The organism is Polaribacter sp. ALD11 (genome assembly GCF_002831685.1).
Taxonomy (GTDB): domain Bacteria; phylum Bacteroidota; class Bacteroidia; order Flavobacteriales; family Flavobacteriaceae; genus Polaribacter.
In genome coordinates this window covers 980,089-996,810 of the sequence record NZ_CP025119.1, presented here as the reverse complement: position 1 = coordinate 996,810, position 16,722 = coordinate 980,089, and the positions used below count along the sequence as shown (strand labels likewise).

Below are 16,722 nucleotides of genomic sequence, written 5' to 3'. Positions count from 1 at the left end.
AGTATGTAAAATGTTACATATCTAACTCAAAAGTCTGACGCAATTTTTCTAAAAGTGGGTTTTTCTCTTTCAGTTTATTGTATTTTTCTTGTGGTGTATATGCAAATTTCTTTTCTATAGCTTCATTCAAATTTACAGCAATGGCAATTCCGTAATTATTTAATTTCTCTCTTAGAAAATTCAATAATTTAGGACGTCCTTTTCTAAACTGGTCTTCCATTAATTTATTAGGAACGGTAAAAGATATTTTGAAGTTCTCGTTTAAAGTAGGGATATCTGTACCAACAATAGAAGCCATACTTCTTTCGCCTTTTGTAAGTAGAATACTTACATATTCTTTCCAGAGCTCTTGTAATCGCTGTTCTGTAAAAACGTCTTTTGCATGATTGTCGAAATTCTCTTCAACAACCTTCTTTTTTACGTCCTTTTGCTGATTAAAACCTTTTAAAGAATACTTACTAGGTTGTTTGTTTAAACGCCCCATATTTTTTAAAAGAGGTGTTTTCGTTTCAGGTTTTGGAGCAACAGCAACAGGTGTTTTTAAAGTTTCTGTTTTAGTAGCTGTAACTTCTGGCGTTTTTACTTCTGGTGCTTTCTTTTTTGCTGGCGAAAGTGCTTGAAAAAAAGTTGCAGGAATTATGTAGTTAGCTGGTTTTTTTTTTTCTCCATCAAAAGTGATAGAGGCAATCTGCATTAAACTTAATTCCACCAGCAATCGCTGATTTTTAGAAGCTCTATAATTCAAATCGCAGTCATTTGCTTTTTGTATCGATTGCATTAAAAAAGGAATACTTGCTTTGGTCGCTTGTGCTAAATACTTCTTTTTAGCATTGTCGCCAACTTCTAACAAAGTGATCGTTGCTTTGTCTTTGGCAACTAATAAGTCTCTAAAGTGACTTGCCAAACCATTAATAAAATGATGCCCTTCAAAACCTTTAGATAAAACAACATTAAAAGCATTTAAAACGTCTGGTATTTTATTGTCTAACAACAAATCTGTCATTCCGAAATACGTGTCGTAATCTAACACGTTTAAATTTTCTGTAACAGCTTCTCTGGTTAAGTTTTTACCTGAAAAACTAACAACTCTATCAAAAATAGACAAAGCATCTCGCATTGCGCCATCTGCCTTTTGAGCAATAATGTGCAAAGCATCATCATCTGCTGTAATTCCTTCTTTCTCGCTAATTACTTTTAGATAGTTTTTTGCATCTAAAACACCAATTCTCTTAAAATCGAAAATCTGACAACGAGATAAAATAGTAGGAATAATCTTATGTTTCTCTGTAGTTGCTAAAATAAAAATAGCATGTGCAGGTGGTTCTTCTAATGTCTTTAAAAAGGCATTAAATGCTGCTTGAGACAACATGTGCACCTCATCTATAATATATACTTTGTATTTACCAGTTTGTGGCGGAATGCGAACTTGGTCTGTTAAACTTCTAATATCATCTACAGAATTGTTAGAAGCAGCATCTAATTCAAAAATATTGAAAGCAAAATCTTCTTCTTCGGCATTTTCTGCGTCTTGCTGATTGATTTTCTTAGCCAAAATTCTAGCACAAGAAGTTTTACCAACTCCACGAGGTCCTGTAAATAATAAAGCTTGCGCTAAATGATTGTTTTTTATAGCATTTTCTAACGTATTTGTTATGGCTTGTTGCCCAACAACATCCTCAAAGTTTTTTGGACGGTATTTACGTGCTGATACTATAAAATGCTCCATTTATAATAGATTAAATAATATTATATGTCTGTTTAAGCGCAGTCGAAAACTAAAAAGAACCCTTTTGTTAATTTATTTTCTGTACTTTCAATCAAAAATATATTTTGATTTTGCTAATACTTAAAGAGACAAAGTTTATGTTATAAATTATTTAACAAAAATAACTATCTACTGCCTTTTATACAAACAGGTTTCTTAACAAAATGCTAAAGTTGTAAACAACTGTAAAAAGAGCTATAATTTTACGACTGATTAAATAGTTCAGAACTTTATCAATTTTGAATTAAAAATTCGGAAAATTGTACTAAAAGTTATAAATTTATTTTTGGTACAATTTTTATTATATAATATTAAAAACAGCAGTATGAAAATTATAAAATCTCTTTTAGTAGTTAGTTTTTCAATCTTATTGGTTTCTTGTTTTGGTTTTTCAAACAAGGAAGAAAACAAAGAAAATATGGCAAAAGTAATGTTTACGCCTACTAGAGACACCGAAGTTGCGTATTTCGCAAGTGGATGTTTCTGGTGTGTAGAAGCTATTTTCGAAAGTGTAACAGGAGTAGAGGAAGCTGTTTCTGGTTATGCCGGCGGAAAAACATTAAACCCTACTTATGAAAAAATAGGAACAGGAAAAACAGGACATGCGGAAGCAGTTGCTGTGTATTACAATCCTAAAAAAATAAGTTTCGAAACCTTAGTTACGGTGTTTTTTGGTTCTCATAACCCAACAACAAAAAATGGGCAACACCCAGATTACGGGTCACAATATAGGTCTATTGCTTTTTACAAAACAGCAAATGAAAAAAAGATTATAGAAAATGCAATTAAGAAATTAAGTGCAGAAGAGTATAAACGTAAAATTGTAACAGAAGTTACCGAGTTTACGAAGTTTTACAAAGCAGAAGAGCATCATCAAGATTTTGAAAGAAGAAATCCAAACCAAAGTTATGTAAAAGCGGTTTCTGTACCAAGATTGAATAAATTTAAGAAGAAGTTTCCTGAGTTATTGAAAAAAGGAAATCATTAAAAAGTATAATTTTAGTTATTAAAAAAGCAACTTTTAGGAGTTGCTTTTTTTTTATCTTAAAGTTTTTTTCTATGAGTAACTATCACGGATTTTTGTTTTATAATTTAAAGCTACTTTATTTCTATTATTCTTTCTTCGATTTTTGTTATTCCTTTTGCTTTTACCTTCTTTGTTTCGATACTATAAATAATCCAACCAGTTTCTCCATGAATCCTAGACGCTGTCCAAGTTTCATTAGTTAATAAAGGAAAATCTTTTTGTTTAGGAATATTTGATCCAAAAATCCCTGTTTTTTTCAAGTAATTATAAGTTTCATAGGTCAATTGTTCAGAGTTTACATTTTGTTTCATTCTAATTACCGAATTTCCATCTTCTAAATTTATTTCGTCTAGACTAAAACTTACATCAGTTTCAAATGGTTTTCCTCCGAAATTATTAGCTACTTTAAATTTCCCTTCTAATTCTTCTCCAAGCTTATATTTTACACCATGAAAAGAGTAGAGCTGAATAGCGTCTTTAATTGCATTTGATTCTACAGATTCTTTAGAGGAATAAATATCCATAATATCTTCAATTATTTTTTTGGAATTAGGAATGTCTTTAAATTCTGTACTAAGTTTTTTAGCGACCCTCTTAATATAGTCTCTAACTTCTTCTCAATTTACAATTTCAATAAAAGCGCCAAGGTCATCTTTTTTAATCGTTACGGAAATGTCATTAGAAATTGCCGTTAGTTTTTTTACTAATTCGTTATCTGTGTCAATTGTAAAGTTCTTATAAAGCCATTCACTTGTGTAGCTGTTTTTAGTAGAATCAATAACTTTTATATCTACTTCATATTTCATTATTTCTCTAGAAATTGTATCGTTATTTTTAATTTTATCATAAGAGATATTATAAGATTGCTTTTCTAATTTTGACCAATATGCAACTACTTGAACGGTTGAGTCTTTTGGGTTTATTTGTGAAGAAATATTTGTTGAATAGAAGAGGATTCCATTAAATAATAATTTCTTCATAAAGAAATTAGTTATACTATTTTTATTTTAAAAGAGAATGGATGAGGCTAATCTACCTTTTTTCAATAACATAATCAAAAAGTAGCACCACCTATTTTAAACAAAAAAAACCAAGCTTTCGCTCGGTTTTTATATAGTTTATAAAAGAAAAAAATTATTTAGTTTCCTTTTTAACTTCAGCCTTATCAGCAACAATTCTTTTGTCCATGTTTGCAACTTCCCAAGCAGTATGAAAAACCAAACGAGTTCTGTTCTCTAACAACTCATAGTTAATTTTGTCTGGAGTATCTGAAGGTCTGTGGTAATCTGCATGCGTACCATTAAAGTAAAAAATAATTGGCACATTGTTTTTTGCAAAGTTATAATGGTCAGATCTGTAATAGAATCTATTAGGATCATTCTCATCATTATATTTATAATCTAAATTAATGTTTGTATATTTTTTATTAACAGCCTCAGATACATTATGTAATTCTGTACTTAATTTGTCTGAACCAATTAAATAAACATAATTAGGGTCTGCTTTATGTCTGTCATCAACTCTACCAACCATATCGATATTTAAATCACAAACGGTATTTGCTAAAGGGAATATAGGATCTACATCTGTGTAGTATTTAGAACCTAATAAACCTTTTTCTTCACCAGTTACGTGTAAAAATAAAATAGAACGTTTTGGCCCTTTTCCTGCTTTCGCTGCCATTTGAAAAGCTTGTGCAATTTCTAAAATTGCAACTGTACCAGAACCATCATCATCTGCACCGTTATAAATTTCACCATCTTTAATACCTTCATGATCTAAATGTGCAGAAATTACTACAATTTCATCTGGTTTCTCGCTTCCTTTAATAAAAGCAACTACATTTTCAGAATCTTTAAATTTTCCGCTACGCACATTTTTATTGATCCATTCTGCAGGAACTTCCTGAAAATAATCATCGCCACCTAAAGGAGAATCAATTCCTTCGGTAACATAAAAGTTTTTTAAATATTCAACCGCTTTTTTCTGTCCTGGTTCACCAGTATTTCTACCTTCAAACTCATCTGAAGCATAAATAAATAAGTGTTTCCCTAAATCTTTAGCAGTAATTGATGCTGCATATTTAGCAGCCTGATCTACGTTTGCATCTTCATTAGACGCCGTTTTACTAGAACCACAGGCCATAAAAGCGACTGCACTAGCAACATAAAGAATTTTTTTCATCGATGTAAAAAGTGTTTTGTTTGTTGTAATTAGTATTCAAAAGTAACGAAAGTTACCATATCATCAAATTTAAGCCTTGTTAATTACAAACTGTTGTAAGGTTTTGTTAAAATTTAACAAGTTGTTGGGAAATAGGTTTTCAAATGCGTCTTTTGATATTAATTCTGCTGTTGTACCAAACTGAATGTTGTTTTCTGTGAGTAGAATAATTTCATCGGAAAGCTGCAACGCCAAATTTATTTCATGAGAAGAAATAATAATTGTTTTTTTTGTTTGTTGTACTAATTTCTGAAGCAAAGAAAAAATATTAATGGTTTGGTGCATGTCTAAATGTGCCGTTGGTTCATCTAAAATAATAACCGTAGTATCTTGTGCTAAAGCTCTAGCAATTAAAACGCGTTGTAGTTGGCCGTCGCTTAGTTCATAAAATCGATTGTCTTTTAAATGTGTAATTTCTGTTTGTGCAATTGCCCAATTTACTTTTTCTAAATCGGTATCAGAAAGTTTATCAATCCAATTTGTGTAGGGTTGTCTTCCTAATGCAATCAATTCGAAAACTGTTAGCTGACTTTCTGGCAAGCGTTCTGTTAAAACTAAACTTAATTTTTTAGAAAGCTCACTTTCAGAATACAAATTCAATTCTTTCTCTTCAAAATAAATAGTACCAGAAATTGGTTTTTGCACTTTAGAAAGTGTTCTTAAAAGTGTCGATTTCCCGATACCATTTTTACCTAAAACACTAATTAGTTTTCCTTTTTCTATGGATAAATTAATGTCAGATAAAACAATTTTGTCTTGCTTTTTCTGTTGATAACCAATCGTTAGGTGTTCGGTTTTTAGGACGATATGTTTTTTTGTCTGTTCGATTTTATTTTCTTTCAATGCTTTGTTTTCTAAGTGCTTATGTAGTCTGTTTTTTAAATTTTTTATTCATATAACAAATGTTATACTAAGTTTGTTGATGTCTTTGTGAACTATTTTATGATTTAATATATGTCTCAGCTACATCAAAATAATATTTTACACGAATCACTAATTTACACAAACAACTTCTTCTTTCGAATTAATAACCAAATAACAATTGGCGCACCAAATAAAGAGGTAATTGCGTTTATTGGCAACGTAAACTCGCTTGTTGGTAATTGTGCAATAGCGTCACAAATTAACATGATAATTGCACCTAAAACAATAACTGCCGGAATTAATGTTTTATGATTTGAAGTAGAAAAAAGCATTCTAGCAATATGAGGAACTGCCAACCCAACAAAAGCAATAGGACCAGCAAAAGCAGTAATAACTCCCGTTAAAATACTAGTAATTAATAAAATGATGTTTCTACTTTTCTTCACATTTATTCCTAAACTTTTGGCATAATTTTCACCTAAAAGAAAACTGTTTAACGGTTTTATAATAGATAAGGTTGCCAACATTCCAACACTGTAAATTATAATGAATACTATAAGTTCATTCCAAGAAAGGTTTCCTAAGCTACCGAAGCTCCAAAACAGAAATTGCTGAATTTGTTCTGCTTCACTAAAATATGCTAGAACGCTAATAATAGCAGATGTTAAACTACCAAACATTAGCCCAATAATTAAAATAGACATGGTATTTCGTACCCTATTTGCTGCAATAATTACGGCAGACAATACTAAGAAAGCACCCAAACTAGAAGCAATAGGCATAGACCAGTTAGAGATTGAATTTGCTAGGAAAAGGCCACCAAAAAGGGCAGTGCCTAAAATTAATAAAGCAACACCCAAACTTGCACCAGAAGAAATACCCAACACAAAAGGACCCGCTAACGGATTTCTAAATAAAGTTTGCATTAATAAACCAGCAACAGATAAACCAGAACCCACTAAAATTGCTGTGATAGCTTTTGGCAATCTAAAATTTAAAATAATGGTTTGCCAACTTTCTTTGGCTGCAGAATTACCTATTAAAGTATTAAAAATGTCTTTAAATGGAATAGAAACAGAGCCTAAGCTAATGTTTAACACAAACAATACAACCAGTAAAACTGATAAAAGGATAAAGTGTTTTTTATATGATTTTTGTTCCATTTTGTAAAAGAGCTTACAGTTTTTTTAACTTTTAAAATCTAAAGTTTTAGGAGTAATTTTCTTTTAAAAATGTAACTAATTTCAGCATTGCAATTCCTCTATGAGAAATTTTATTTTTTTCTTCAGATTTCATTTCAGCAAAAGATTCAGAGAATCCTGTTGGTTTAAATATAGGATCATATCCAAAACCTTTTTCGCCTTGTTTTTCTTTTAAGATTTCACCTTTGCAAACTCCTTCAAAGATATATTGTTTGTTGTCTAAGTTTAAACAAATAGCTGTTCTAAATTGTGCTTTTCTATTTTTTTTGTTTTCTAAATCCGTTAATAATTTTTGCATATTATTTTCAGAATTTGCAGGTTCACCAGCAAAACGAGCAGAATACACTCCTGGTTTGCCATCTAAACTTTCTACCTCTAAACCAGTATCGTCGGCAAAACAATTGTACCCAAAATTTTGGGTAATATAATCTGCTTTTAATTTTGCGTTTCCTTCTAAAGTAGGTTCTGTTTCATCAACTTCATCAAAACAATTAATGTCTTTCAAACTTATTATTTCTATGGTGTTAGAAAGCATTTCTTGTACTTCTTTTAATTTGTTAAGGTTGTTGGTTGCGAAGACTAGTTTCATTAAAAACGAATTGATTTTCAACAAATGTAATCATTTTAAAGATGTTTTTTTAAGATTTAAACATCAAAAAAGCTAAAAAAAGAATGTAAATTGCAAAAACTATAAATTGCCAGAAGTATTGTTACCATTGCTTTGTCGTGGAAATGTCGGGTTGAAAATGACTCAAAAAAATTGTAAATTTAATTTACTGCACTAACATTGTATGGAATTTAAAAATATACTTGTAATGAAACAACCAGAATTAGGAAAGAAGATTTTAGAACTTCGTAAACAAAAAGGATTTACACAAGAAGAATTGGTAGATCGATGTAATATAAATGTGCGTACAATTCAGCGAATAGAAGCGGGCGATGTTTCTCCAAGAAGTTATACCATAAAGGCAATTTTAGAGGTTTTAGGTTTTGATTATGAAGAAGTATTAGAAAAAAAATATACTCCAGGAAAATTCGATTCTATTTTAGGAATTAATAAAGACAATATTTATAGGCAACTAAATATTGCTATGATTTTTGGAATTGTTTATTTTATAGTTGGCTTTTTTGAAGTTGGTGCAGATTTATTAAGTTTTGAGAAAGAAAGTAATGCCTTTAAAAGTATTTATATTGTAATTAAACTGTTAGCAGTTATTTCTTATTTTTTGTTTTTTAGAGGATTTGTAATTATTGGTGGTATGTTTCAAAATTATTTATTACAAATTAGCGCTTTTTTAATTATTATTTTTACGTTGTTTTTTTCTGTTTTAGATATAACTTCATTATATATTTGGGAAGATTTTTTAAGCATTTTCGGTCTTTCAAAACTAATTGCGTACGGAGTTTTAAGTGTAATCGTAGGAATCGCAATTATGAGGTTAACCGATTTTGGAGACTTAGCAAAATGGACTGGAGTTCTTGAGATTATAACTGGAATTTGTCTTTTGCTTGTGCTATTGTCTCCAATTGCAATTGTTACTCAATTTATTGTTGAAATTTTTGAGATTATTTTAATTTACAGAATTGCTTCAAAAATTAAAAAGACAGTTTAAAAAAAGATAGTTGTGGTTACTCATGATGATAAGGCTCATTCTTAAGAATTGTAAAACCTCTGTAGATTTGTTCTACAACAAACAAACGAATCATTTGGTGAGAAAATGTCATTTTAGACAATGATATTTTTCCACTAGATTTTGTGTAAACAGCATCAGAAAAACCATAAGGGCCACCAATAACTAAAACCAATTGCTTAATACCAGAATTCATTTTTTTCTGAAGATATTGTGAAAACTCAATAGAAGTAAAGTGTTTTCCTTTATCGTCTAGCAACACTAATTGATCTGTGTTTTGCAATTTCGATAATATCAATTCTCCTTCTTTTTCTTTCTGCTGAACTTCACTTAAATTCTTTACATTTTTAATATCCAGAATCACTTCCAACTCAAACTTAACGTAGTGTTTTAGTCGGTTTTGATATTCTTCAACCAACTGAATTAAGTGTTTATTATCTGTTTTACCAATGGCAAGCAATTTAATTTTCATAGTTTTTGTTTGGTCGAGCGCAGTCGAAACCTTATAAAACCTCTCGACTGCACTCGAGGAGACAATTATTGTCGGTACAAATTTATTAGTTTTAAAACATAAATTCAACAGAAGTTACTAAAAGTTGAAAATCATTGTTATTTTTACATCAGAATTCAGAAATTATGATATCAAAAGAACAATTTGAAAAAGAATTAGAACTTATAATAAGCAATGCAATTCGCGAAGATGTTGGCGATGGAGATCATACCTCTCTTTCTTGTATTCCTTCGGATGCACAAGGAAAAGCGAAATTATTAGTAAAAGATGATGGAATTATTGCTGGTGTAGAATTTGCTAAACAAGTTTTTTCATACGTAGATAAAGATTTACAAGTAGAAACGTTTATAAATGATGGCGAAAAAGTAAAGTACGGTGACATTGTTTTTCATGTTTCAGGAAAATCGCAATCGATATTAATGGCAGAACGTTTGGTGTTAAATGCGATGCAAAGAATGTCTGCAATTGCAACAAAAACAGCTTTTTTTGCTGATTTATTAAAAGGAACAAAAACAAAAGTTTTAGATACTAGAAAAACAACCCCAGGAATTAGGGCGTTAGAAAAATGGGCTGTAAAAATTGGAGGTGGAGAAAATCATCGTTTTGCATTGTATGACATGGTGATGATTAAGGATAATCACATCGATTTTGCTGGCGGAATTACGGCTGCAATCACCAAAACAAAGAAATACTTAGCAGAGAAAAAACTAGATATTAAGATTATTGTAGAAGCAAGAAGTCTAGAAGAAATTAAAGAAATTTTGTCAAATGAAGGTGTGTATAGAATTTTAATAGACAACTTTAATTATGAAAATACTCGAAAAGCAGTCGCTTTAATTGGTGATACCTGTTTAACAGAATCTTCTGGCGGAATTAACGAAGACACCATTAGAAAATATGCAGAATGTGGCGTAGATTTTATTTCATCTGGCGCATTAACGCACTCGGTTTATAATTTAGATTTAAGTTTAAAAGCAATTGATTAATTTAATTAAGTACACAATGAAAAAATATATAACAATAGCAGCTTCCATATTATTGGTGATTTCTTGTAATACGAAAGAAGCAAAAAAAGAACATACGATGGATCTCTCGAAAAATCCTTTATTAATTAAAAGTACCTTAGAATATGGTACGCCAGATTTCTCTAAAATAAAAACGGCTCATTTTTTACCTGCAATTTTAGAAGGTATGAAATTGCAAAATGAAGCAATTGCTAAAATTACAGAGAATACAGAAACGCCAACTTTTGAAAATACCATTTTAGCTTTAGAAGAAAGTAGTAAGAAGTTAGATGATGTGAATTCGGTTTTTTCTGGACTTGCAGGTGCGCATACAAATGATACGATAAAAGCCAATCAGAAAGAATTAGCTCCAAAATTTTCTAAACATTCAGATGATATTTTATTAAATACCAAACTGTTTGAGAAAATTAAAACAGTGTATAACAATGTATCGGACGCTAATTTAGATGCAGAATCGAAGCATTTGGTAAAAGAATATTTTAAGAATTTTTCTAAAGCTGGTGCAAATTTATCCGAAGAAAAAAAGGACAAATTAAAAGAGATAAATTCTGAAATAGCAAGTTTATCAAATGATTTTGGAAAGAAATTATTAGATGCGAGTAAAAAAGGCGGACTTGTAATTACTGACAAAGCACAGTTAAAAGGTTTTTCTGATGAAAAAATAAGTTCTTTAGAAAAAGAGGGGAAATATGAAATTCAGTTAGTAAATACAACACAACAACCAGCTTTACAAACATTAGAAAACAGAGCAACTAGAAAAGAGTTATTCGAAAAATCGATACATAGATCTGATGCAGGAGAGTATGATACTAGCGATTTAGTTTTAAAAATGACTTTGTTAAGAGCGGAAAAAGCACAGATTTTAGGTTTTAACAATTATGCAAGTTGGAGTTTACAGGGAACCATGGCGGGAACACCAGATAAAGTTTTTGACATGTTTAAAAACTTAATTCCGGGTTCTTTAGAGAAAGCAGGTTCTGAGATAAAAGAAATTCAGAAAGAAATTAATAAAGAAGGAGAAGACTTTAAGTTAGCAGGGTATGATTGGAATCATTATGCAGAAAAGGTACGTAAATCGAAATACAACTTAAACGAAGACGAAGTAAAACCTTATTTTGAAATGACAAACGTTTTAGAAAAAGGTGTTTTCTATGCAGCTACAAAATTATATGGAATTACCTTCAAAAAACGTACAGACATACCAACTTATCACCCAGATGTTGTGGTTTATGAGTTGTTTGAAGAAGACGGAAGTAAATTAGGCTTATTTTTTGGAGATTATTATGCAAGAGATAGCAAACGTGGAGGCGCGTGGATGAGTAGTTTTGTAAAACAATCTAAGTTACGCAACCAAAAACCAGTAATTTATAATGTGTGTAATTCGCCAAAACCAGCAGAAGGAGAACCTGCACTAATCAGTTTTGACGAAGTAGAAACCATGTTTCATGAATTTGGACATGCATTGCACGGTTTTTTCGGAAATCAGAAATATGCTTCAATTTCAGGAACAAGTACCGCAAGAGATTTTGTGGAATTCCCTTCTCAGTTTAATGAGAACTGGTCTACGCACCCAGAAATATTAAATAATTACGCAATTCATTACAAAACAGGAGAAGTGATTCCTGCAGCCTTATTGAAGAAAATTAAAGACGCAGGTACTTTTAACCAAGGGTATTCTATGATAGAAAACTTATGTTCTTCTAGTTTAGATATGAAATGGCACACAATTTCTGCAAATGATAAAATTGAAGACGTAGCTAAGTTTGAAACAGAAGCTTTAAAAAGCATGAAGTTAAATGTGTCTGAGATTCCACCAAGATACCGTTCAACGTATTTTGCACATATTTTTAGCGGTGGTTACGCTGCGGGTTACTATTCGTATTTATGGACAGAAATGCTGAGTCATGATGCGTATGGTTGGTTTGAAGAAAATGGATTGTTAACGCGTGAAAACGGACAAAAATTTCGTGAACAAGTTTTGTCTAAAGGAAACACAATGGAGTATGCAGAAATGTATAAAGCCTTTGCAGGAAGAGATCCTGAAGCAACACCAATGTTAAAAGCAAGAGGATTAAAATAGCAACGTAAATGAATCAATTTTTTAAAATTTTAGTAATTGTTTGTATTCTTTTTTCAGCTTGTAAAAGCAATGAAGTAAAAGATGTTACAGGTGTTTATAAAGGAGAATTTCCTTGTGGAGATTGTAGTGGAATAGATAATAAAATGACACTAAATACAGATGGAACTTTTCTATTAGAAACTGTTTACAATGGAAAAGGGGAGGATCGTGTTTTTAAGGAAACAGGAAAATACATAGTAGAAGAAGGAAAACTAATTTTAGAATTAGAGAAATCGCCTTTTAAATATAAAATTGGAGATGATTTTATAGAGTTGTTAGATATTGATGGAAACAAAATTGAAAGTGAATTAAATTATAAATTGACGAAGCAAAAAGTAAATTTATAAATGACAGATACTTATTTCGATAGCGAAGAATACTCAAAAATAGATTTCACAAAAACGAACATTCAAAAAGGTGAATATGAGAATTGTATTTTTTTAAATTGCAATTTCGAGAGCATTCATGCTTCGAATATTCAATTTGTAGAATGTGAATTTATAGACTGTAATTTTAGCAATACAATTGTAACTGGTACTTCCTTTAAAGATGTAAATTTCAGCAATTGTAAAATGATAGGAGTGAAGTTTAATGAGGTGAATCCGTTTTTATTGCAGATCTCGTTTAAAGAATGTCAGTTAAATTTTAGTTCATTCTATCAATTAAAAATGGCGAAAACAAATTTTACAAGCTGCAATTTAGAAGAAGTAGATTTTACGGAAACGATAATAAACGATAGTTTTTTTGGAGATTCCGATTTAAAAGGAGCAATTTTCGAAGGAAGTAATTTAGAGAAATCAGATTTTAGAACCGCTTTTAATTTTAATATCAATCCAGAAAACAATCGTTTAAAAGGAACAAGGTTTAGTAAAGATAATCTTGCAGGCTTACTCTTAGATTATAAAATTGTAATTGAGTAATAAATACTTAAAAGAGCAAATTAGAAACTACGTTTAACTTTGCATCTCGTATAATGACAAAAGAAATAGAAGACAAACTAGAAAAAATACCAATTGTAAATATTTTGGTAAAAGTTGGAAAGAAAATTAAAATTCCCGGTTTAGAAGGCATGTCTTTATATGACGTTTTAGAAATGTACTTTATTGGTATTATAGAAGGTGCTTTAACCACAAGAGCAGGCGGAATTGCGTACAGTTTCTTCATGGCAATTTTTCCTTTTTTATTATTTGTACTAACCTTAATTCCTTTTTTACCAATAGAAGGCGCGCAAGAAGGTTTATTGTCTATAATTTCGGATGTTCTACCGCCAAAAACCTACGAAGCGGTAGATTCTGTTTTGGTAGATATTATTAAAAATCAGTATGGTGGTTTGCTCTCTTTTGGTTTTATAGGTTCTATTTTTTTAATGACAAACGGTGTAAATGCTATTTTTGGTGGTTTCGAATATTCATATCATGTAAAGGAAGTTCGAAATGTGTTTAGAGCTTACTTTATAGCCATGTTGGTTTCTATCGTAATTGTCGCTTTTTTACTAGTTACGGTAACGTTAATTATTTTTTTCGAGTTGATTTTAAAAGACATGGTTTCTTTAGGTTGGTTAGAAGAAAATTTAATTTGGATTCAGTTAGTGCGTGGTTTTATCTTTTTATTGATGATTTTTATTACTGTCTCTATGTTGTATCATTATGGTGTTAAAGAAGGAAAACATTCTAGGTTCTTTTCTCCAGGAGCTGTTTTTACTACAATCTTATCAATCTTAACGTTCTATTTATTTGGCTATTATGTAAATGAATTCGCAAAATATAACGAGTTGTATGGTTCTATTGGTACACTTTTAATATTGATGTTGTTTATATGGTTAAATGCAATTATTCTTTTACTAGGCTTTGAATTAAACGCCTCTATTTACTCTTTAAGAAGGCTAAATAAAAGTTTTAGAACTCCTAAAAAATTATAACTTTTTCACGATATTTGTCGCTTCAATTGTCAATAACTAATGATCATTTATCAATGAAAATAAGTTATGAGTAGTTAAAATGATAATTGATAAAAAGAACACTGATAACTAATTTATATGAAACCAAGCATACCAAAAGGAACAAGAGATTTTTCGCCAACAGAAGTTGCAAATCGTACATACATTATAAACACGATTAAAACTGCTTTTGAAACGTTCGGCTTTCAACCCATAGAAACGCCAAGTTTCGAAAATTCATCAACCTTAATGGGTAAATATGGTGAAGAAGGAGATCGATTAATTTTTAAGATTTTGAATTCTGGTGATTTTCTTAAAAAAGCAGATGAGAAATTATTAACTGAAAAAGACAGTTTAAAAGTTACTTCTCAAATATCTGAAAAAGCACTCCGTTATGACTTAACAGTTCCTTTTGCACGTTATGTAGTGCAACATCAAAACGAAATTACATTCCCTTTTAAAAGATATCAAGTACAACCTGTTTGGAGAGCAGACAGACCACAAAAAGGACGTTTTAGAGAGTTTTTTCAGTGTGATGCAGATGTTGTTGGAAGTAAATCTTTATGGCAAGAAGTAGAATTTGTACAGTTGTATGACGCTGTTTTTACGAAACTTGGTTTAGCGGGAACAAATATCAAAATAAATAATAGAAAAATACTTTCTGGTATTGCAGAAGTTATTGGTGCACAAGATAAGTTAATCGATTTTACGGTTGCTTTAGATAAGTTAGACAAAATAGGTAAAGAAGGTGTTGTAAAAGAAATGTTGTCTAAAGGAATTACGGAAGAAGCGATCGAAAAAATACAGCCTTTGTTTGATTTTACAGGTTCTAATACAGAGAAATTATTTTCCTTAGAAAGTATGTTGCAAACTTCCGAAGAAGGAAAAAGTGGCGTAGAGGAGTTGCGTTTTGTAATAAATGCTATTGAAGAATTAGGTTTAGAAACGGCAACTTTAGAAGTAGATGTAACTTTAGCAAGAGGTTTAAACTACTACACAGGTGCTATTTTTGAAGTAGCTGCACCAGAAGGTGTAAAAATGGGTTCTATTGGAGGTGGTGGAAGATACGATGATTTAACAGGTATCTTTGGTTTAAAAGATGTTTCTGGAGTTGGAGTTTCTTTCGGATTGGATAGAATTTATTTAGTACTAGAAGAATTAAGTTTGTTTAAAGCGGTTGATTTGCCTAAACCGAAAGTTATTTTCTTGAATTTTGATGTAGCTACAGATGTTGCAAAAATGAAAGCGGTTAAAGTTTTAAGAGAAAATAATATTAAATCAGAATTTTATCCTGATTTAGGTGAAAGTAATAAGGCGCAAAAGCGACAATGGAAATATGTTTCTACAAGAGAAATAGAATTTGTAGTTTCTGAAGTAGAAAACAATGTTTTTTTATTGAAAAATATGACTTCTGGTGAACAAAATAATTATTCTTTATCCGAATTAGTAGAAAATTTAAAATAGTTGTTTTTACAAGCTTTGTCTTACAGACGTTAAATGAATTGATATAAAAAAAGTAACAGAGAGCTTGTCGAGATTTAAATAACATATACCGAAGTCTTGAAGGAGGCTTGTAGAAGTTTATAGAAGCATAACTATAATTTATAAAAAAACGAATATAATACGTTGCAAACACGTAAATTTGCACTTTAACATAGAATGAAATGTTTGAATTAGACAGCAAAATGAATGACGATAGAATTGAAGAAATAGGAGAGAACCATGTGGCAACTTCTGCGGAAAACCCGATAAGACCAGATGCTTTTGATATTTCTGACCAAGAAAAAATAGCAAAAATCCAAGAAAGTGTAAAAGATATTTTAACTACTTTAGGAATGGATTTAACAGATGACAGTTTACAAGGAACTCCGAAAAGAGTAGCAAAAGCTTTTGTAAACGAACTGTTTATGGGGTTGAATCCTAAAAACATGCCAAAAGCATCTACGTTTGACAATAGTTACAAGTATGGTGAAATGTTGGTAGAAAAAAACATTGTGGTGTATTCTACTTGCGAACATCATTTATTACCAATTATTGGGAGAGCACATGTTGCTTATATTTCTGATGGTAAAGTAATCGGGCTTTCTAAAATGAATAGAATTGTTGAGTACTTTTCTAAAAGACCACAAGTACAAGAACGTTTAACAATGCAAATTGTGCAATCTATGCAAGAGGCTCTTGGTACAGAAGATGTTGCTTGTGTTATAGATGCGAAACATTTATGTGTAAATTCTCGCGGAATTAAAGATATAGAAAGTTCTACGGTAACTTCAGAATTTGGTGGAAAATTTAAAAATAAAGAAACAAAAAGAGAGTTTTTAGAATATCTAAAAATGGACACGAAATTCTAATAATTTAGAATTTTAAAATATTAAAAAACCGTTTAGAATATATTTCTAAACGGTTTTTTTTTCTTTAT

General features: G+C 30.5%; 17 protein-coding genes. 9 read left to right on the top strand and 8 right to left on the bottom strand.

From position 1 onward, the window contains the following. Positions 1-13 precede the first annotated feature (13 nt). Positions 14-1,726, bottom strand: coding sequence for a DNA polymerase III subunit gamma/tau (gene dnaX, locus CW731_RS04435; protein WP_100945598.1), 1,713 nt, complete (start codon positions 1,724-1,726; stop codon positions 14-16). Between the two features lie 364 nt (positions 1,727-2,090). Between dnaX and msrA the strand changes: the two genes are divergently transcribed. Continuing rightward, positions 2,091-2,753: a peptide-methionine (S)-S-oxide reductase MsrA gene (gene msrA / locus CW731_RS04430; RefSeq protein ID WP_100945597.1), complete on the top strand. Its 663-nt coding sequence runs from the start codon at positions 2,091-2,093 to the stop codon at positions 2,751-2,753. A gap of 110 nt (positions 2,754-2,863) precedes the next feature. Here the strand turns inward: msrA and CW731_RS15745 are convergent, their stop codons facing one another. The 6 genes from CW731_RS15745 to CW731_RS04405 all read right to left on the bottom strand — a co-directional run bounded on the left by CW731_RS15745 (position 2,864) and on the right by CW731_RS04405 (position 7,670). After that, the gene (locus tag CW731_RS15745) at positions 2,864-3,316 is read right to left on the bottom strand and encodes a hypothetical protein (protein WP_232734719.1); all 453 of its coding nucleotides are present in this window, start codon (positions 3,314-3,316) and stop codon (positions 2,864-2,866) included. Positions 3,317-3,409: 93 nt separating this feature from the next. Then, positions 3,410-3,772 carry a hypothetical protein gene (locus CW731_RS15740; protein ID WP_232734718.1) on the bottom strand — a complete coding sequence of 121 codons (363 nt, stop codon included), beginning with the start codon at positions 3,770-3,772 and terminating at the stop codon, positions 3,410-3,412. Positions 3,773-3,926: 154 nt separating this feature from the next. After that, on the bottom strand, positions 3,927-4,976 hold the full coding sequence (locus CW731_RS04420) for a M28 family metallopeptidase (RefSeq protein WP_100945596.1): 1,050 nt from the start codon (positions 4,974-4,976) through the stop codon (positions 3,927-3,929). Between the two features lie 69 nt (positions 4,977-5,045). Next, complete coding sequence (locus CW731_RS04415; protein WP_100947622.1) at positions 5,046-5,843, bottom strand: ABC transporter ATP-binding protein; 798 nt, start codon at positions 5,841-5,843, stop codon at positions 5,046-5,048. A gap of 170 nt (positions 5,844-6,013) precedes the next feature. Next, positions 6,014-7,042, bottom strand: coding sequence for an iron ABC transporter permease (locus CW731_RS04410; protein WP_100945595.1), 1,029 nt, complete (start codon positions 7,040-7,042; stop codon positions 6,014-6,016). Between the two features lie 46 nt (positions 7,043-7,088). Beyond that, positions 7,089-7,670: a non-canonical purine NTP diphosphatase gene (locus CW731_RS04405; RefSeq protein ID WP_100945594.1), complete on the bottom strand. Its 582-nt coding sequence runs from the start codon at positions 7,668-7,670 to the stop codon at positions 7,089-7,091. Between the two features lie 226 nt (positions 7,671-7,896). On the opposite strand from CW731_RS04405, the gene CW731_RS15640 reads away from it, so the two are divergent. Continuing rightward, positions 7,897-8,694, top strand: coding sequence for a helix-turn-helix transcriptional regulator (locus tag CW731_RS15640; RefSeq protein WP_198519849.1), 798 nt, complete (start codon positions 7,897-7,899; stop codon positions 8,692-8,694). A gap of 16 nt (positions 8,695-8,710) precedes the next feature. Here CW731_RS15640 and rlmH read toward each other — a convergent pair whose 3' ends face one another. After that, the gene (rlmH, locus tag CW731_RS04395; protein ID WP_100945593.1) at positions 8,711-9,184 is read right to left on the bottom strand and encodes a 23S rRNA (pseudouridine(1915)-N(3))-methyltransferase RlmH; all 474 of its coding nucleotides are present in this window, start codon (positions 9,182-9,184) and stop codon (positions 8,711-8,713) included. A 164-nt stretch (positions 9,185-9,348) separates the two neighbouring features. Between rlmH and nadC the strand changes: the two genes are divergently transcribed. From nadC to folE, 7 genes are all read left to right on the top strand, one after another. Continuing rightward, positions 9,349-10,209 (top strand): carboxylating nicotinate-nucleotide diphosphorylase, encoded by an 861-nt coding sequence (gene nadC / locus CW731_RS04390; protein WP_100945592.1) that lies wholly within the window; start codon positions 9,349-9,351, stop codon positions 10,207-10,209. Positions 10,210-10,225: 16 nt separating this feature from the next. After that, positions 10,226-12,328, top strand: a complete 2,103-nt coding sequence (locus CW731_RS04385) for a M3 family metallopeptidase (protein ID WP_100947621.1) — start codon at positions 10,226-10,228, stop codon at positions 12,326-12,328. 8 nt (positions 12,329-12,336) lie between these two features. Next, positions 12,337-12,714 (top strand): copper resistance protein NlpE, encoded by a 378-nt coding sequence (locus tag CW731_RS04380; RefSeq protein WP_100945591.1) that lies wholly within the window; start codon positions 12,337-12,339, stop codon positions 12,712-12,714. Then, positions 12,715-13,287, top strand: a complete 573-nt coding sequence (locus CW731_RS04375; protein WP_100945590.1) for a pentapeptide repeat-containing protein — start codon at positions 12,715-12,717, stop codon at positions 13,285-13,287. Positions 13,288-13,340: 53 nt separating this feature from the next. Continuing rightward, the gene (locus CW731_RS04370; protein ID WP_100945589.1) at positions 13,341-14,285 is read left to right on the top strand and encodes a YihY/virulence factor BrkB family protein; all 945 of its coding nucleotides are present in this window, start codon (positions 13,341-13,343) and stop codon (positions 14,283-14,285) included. A 117-nt stretch (positions 14,286-14,402) separates the two neighbouring features. After that, positions 14,403-15,767 (top strand): histidine--tRNA ligase, encoded by a 1,365-nt coding sequence (hisS, locus tag CW731_RS04365; RefSeq protein WP_100945588.1) that lies wholly within the window; start codon positions 14,403-14,405, stop codon positions 15,765-15,767. Positions 15,768-15,967: 200 nt separating this feature from the next. After that, on the top strand, positions 15,968-16,654 hold the full coding sequence (gene folE, locus CW731_RS04360; protein ID WP_100945587.1) for a GTP cyclohydrolase I FolE: 687 nt from the start codon (positions 15,968-15,970) through the stop codon (positions 16,652-16,654). Positions 16,655-16,722: the final 68 nt, after the last annotated feature.